The 3,275-nt window shown below is 59.7% G+C and carries 2 protein-coding genes and 2 pseudogenes; 2 read left to right on the forward strand and 2 right to left on the reverse strand.

Features of this window, described 5'->3' with window-relative positions; all coding sequences use genetic code 11:
* Positions 1–111: 111 nt before the first annotated feature.
* Together QP884_RS11185 and QP884_RS11190 are read right to left on the reverse strand one after the other, a co-directional pair.
* Positions 112–1,458 (reverse strand): annotated as a pseudogene (locus tag QP884_RS11185) (IS256 family transposase).
* 227 nt (positions 1,459–1,685) lie between these two features.
* Positions 1,686–1,997: a transposase family protein gene (locus QP884_RS11190; RefSeq protein ID WP_010189373.1), complete on the reverse strand. Its 312-nt coding sequence runs from the start codon at positions 1,995–1,997 to the stop codon at positions 1,686–1,688.
* 232 nt (positions 1,998–2,229) lie between these two features.
* On the opposite strand from QP884_RS11190, the gene QP884_RS11195 reads away from it, so the two are divergent.
* Together QP884_RS11195 and QP884_RS11200 are read left to right on the forward strand one after the other, a co-directional pair.
* Positions 2,230–2,628, forward strand: a complete 399-nt coding sequence (locus QP884_RS11195; RefSeq protein WP_070477224.1) for an SHOCT domain-containing protein — start codon at positions 2,230–2,232, stop codon at positions 2,626–2,628.
* Between the two features lie 318 nt (positions 2,629–2,946).
* A pseudogene (locus QP884_RS11200) lies at positions 2,947–3,275 on the forward strand (IS30 family transposase); the annotation flags it as partial.

Genomic DNA, 3,275 nt, shown 5'->3' on the forward strand with positions numbered 1-3,275 from the left:
CCGCCAAAAGATGTGGGATGCATCTGACTGCGGCTTATGCCGTAGCTACGGAAGCTGGGTGCCATATCCGGTTAAGTGAGAGTGTCCGATTGTTTGTGTGCGGGGGGTGGTTTACAAGTAGTCCGCGAATCGGTCGGGGTAAGCCACGGCTAGTTGGTTGATGGCTTGTTTCCACCCGGTGGCTTTCGCTCCTTCAATATAGCCGTTGCACTCAATGTTGCGCTTTGCTTTCTTCGCTCGCTGGGCGGCACGCTTGTTCGATGTTGCAGATCATCAGCCACAGCGTTTTCTGCGCCGCGGTATCGTTCGGGAATTGGCCCCTGTTGCGGGTAGCTTTACGCAGTTCAGCATTCAGCGACTCGATTGAATTGGTGGTGTAGAGCACCCGGCGTGCCGCCGGCGGAAACTGCAGAAACGGCACGAACCGCTCCCAAGCGTCGCGCCAGACTTTGACCGACTGCGGGTATTTCCGGCCCAGTTCACTGGCTTCGAACGCATCCAAGGCGGCACGGGCGGTGTCCTCGTTTGCGGCCGTGTAGACCTCACGCAGCGCCCGGGAGACACCTTTGCGGTCCTGATACGACACCCACCGGTTCGCAGCCCGAATCAGGTGCACAATACAGGTCTGCACCATGGAATTCGGCCAGGTTGCCTCCACGGCTTCCGGCAAGCCTTTGAGCCCGTCGCAGCACACAATGAACACGTCTTGGACACCGCGGTTAGCCAGATCCGCACACACCGATGCCCAGAATGCGGCTCCTTCATTGTCGGCGATCCACAGTCCCAGGATGTGCTTGATGCCGTCCATGTCGACACCAACCGCCATGTAGCAAGCCTTGTTGACCACGCGGTGGCCGTCACGGATTTTCACGCGTAGCGCGTCGAGGAAGATCACCGGGTAAAACTCGTCGAGCTGGCGGTTTTGCCAGATCATGACCTCGTCTAACACCGCATCGGTAATGGTGCTGATCGTATCCGGGCTCATATCCACCCCAAGGGTGGTCGCGAGGTGATGCTGGATATCGCGCACGGTCATCCCACCGGCGTAGAGCGAGATAATCATGTCGTCGAGTTCTGTGAGCCGACGTGCACCCTTGGGCACCATCCGGGGAGTAAACGTGCCGGCACGATCCCTGGGCACGGTCACCTCAACTGCGCCGTAGCCAGAATTGACGGTCTTGGTGTACGACCCGTTACGGTGATTATTCTCCTGTGCGGTTTCGACCTGGGATTTCGCTTTGCGGTCGGAATGGCCGTAGCCCAAGTGCGCATCCATCTCCGCCTTAAGGCCAGCGTTGATTGATGCTTGCAGCAGGCCTTTGACCAGCTCGCTTGCATCATCAGCGGAGCTCGACAGCTCGCTAATCAAGCTGGCGATTTCAGAATTTTCCATCAGCTTCTCGCTGATCTCGTTGACCCTCGCCGGGTCATGGTTTTCTTCGGTGACACCGTAGTCATTATCGGTGAAACTCCTTCTAGATCAGAGCCTCACACACAAACTTCCTGACACCCTTCAGGAATGACAGGCGAGGAGCAATCCGCGGGGACGGATAAGGCCACAGCGCGTTCAAATGTCTCACATGAGTGCAACGGTGAGGGGTGTAGAGAACGCACGGTGGGCGGTTGCGAATAAGTGACCACGCTGGCAGCCAAGAGGTACGAGCGATGAAAGATCAGCTCGAGCATTAGCGAACGTACTGACGTCGCTTTATTAGGTGTACTGACCGGGTACGTTGCGGGCACGCCGGTTCGGCGCACCGCCACAGCCGCTTGCGCCACACCAGCAGCACCGGCCGCCCCGCCGAGGGGATGTCACGCACCAGATGCTCACGCCGGCCGTGGGCCACCGCGACCACCCCGCACCGCGGGCACCCGGTCACCGACTCGGAGGTCTCCACCAACAGCTCCAGCTCACCGCCGTACTCACCGACGGCAAGCACCACCAACCCCGAGATGCCGAGCATCGCAGCGGGCAGGACGGTAGCCTCAACACTCACCTGGGACTCCTCTCGATCCGTTGCTTGGTCGCTACGAATCGTGGAGTCCCAGGCCCGTCTTCACCAGCCCAACCCGGTCAGCGCGTCGCAACCCGGCTACCACGCTTGGTGAGGAAAAGCTGCTAACATGGTTCGGCGACGGCCCGGGCACGTCCTTGTTCCTAACCGTCGTGCGCTGGGGTCCGCGTGGACCGCTCGGCCAGCGTCCATCCAGTCAGGAGGCAGTCAGCAAATGTTCGACGACAACGGCTCATTCCTACTCGCCATGTTCGAGTTCTTCATCTTCTTCGCATGGCTCATGTCCCTGTGGTGGATCTTCGGAGATCTCTTCCGCAGCAAGGACCTCGGCGGCTTCGCAAAGGCGCTGTGGGTGGTGTTCATCCTCGCGCTGCCGTTCATCGGAATGCTCGCGTACCTGCTTGTTCGAGGTCGGGGGATGACCGACCGCGCGGTCGAGGCGCGCCAGGAGCTCCAGCAGCGGCAGGATGAGTACATCAAGTCCGTCGCCGGCGGCTCCGCCGGATCGAGCCCGACCGATGAGATCGCCTCGGCGAAGGCCCTTCTCGACTCGGGAGCGATTACCCAGCAGGAGTTCGACCAGATCAAGGCAAGGGCGCTCTCCTCGGTCTGACCCTGGTCCGCTCCCTCGCCAGCCGCAGCGTCGCGGTCCGAGGGCGGCCATCCGGCGCGGCCTAGGTATTCGCCAAGCTTCAATGAAATGCAAAAGCCCCCTTACCTCCCACGCAAGAAACGCGGCAAGTAAGGGGGCTTAACTAGTACCGTTCGGCGCTTGATTTCTAGTGGTCGTGGAAACACCTGACATGGGTTAGGTGATTGTGTGGAGTCGAAATGGGTTCCGGATTCTGTTGTCGTGGCGCGGTTTGCGTCGTTGGTTCGGGCTGGTAGTTCAATACGGGCGGCTGCTGGGGTGGTTGGTTTAGCGCGGTCGGTGGCTTATCGGCTTGCTGGCGAGTTGGACTTGCCGCGCAAGCGCCGCAGGACTACTAGCTCGGATGACAGTGAGGAAATAGCTCGCCTGTGGCTGGAAGGTGTGGCACCGATGGATATTGCGCGCCAGCTTTCTATAGGCTCTTCTCCGGTGTACCGCATCGGTATTGAGCTTGGTTTGTGGAAGCGCAATCCGTACGGCCGCAAAGCTGCAGCAACAACTCGCCGGTGTAGTTATCTGCAACTGCGTGCGAATGCTTTAGGGCGCAAAGATGCCGCTTTAGCCTGTGGCATTCATCCGCGTAATGCTGCTGATATAGACAAAGGTGT

It is taken from the genome of Corynebacterium tuberculostearicum (genome assembly GCF_030229345.1).
Lineage (GTDB): Bacteria > Actinomycetota > Actinomycetes > Mycobacteriales > Mycobacteriaceae > Corynebacterium > Corynebacterium tuberculostearicum_G.

Excerpts from the sequence above, each read along its gene's own strand:
- QP884_RS11195 (WP_070477224.1), top strand. The coding sequence starts at position 2,230 with ATGTTCGACGACAACGGCTCATTCCTACTCGCCATGTTCGAGTTCTTC.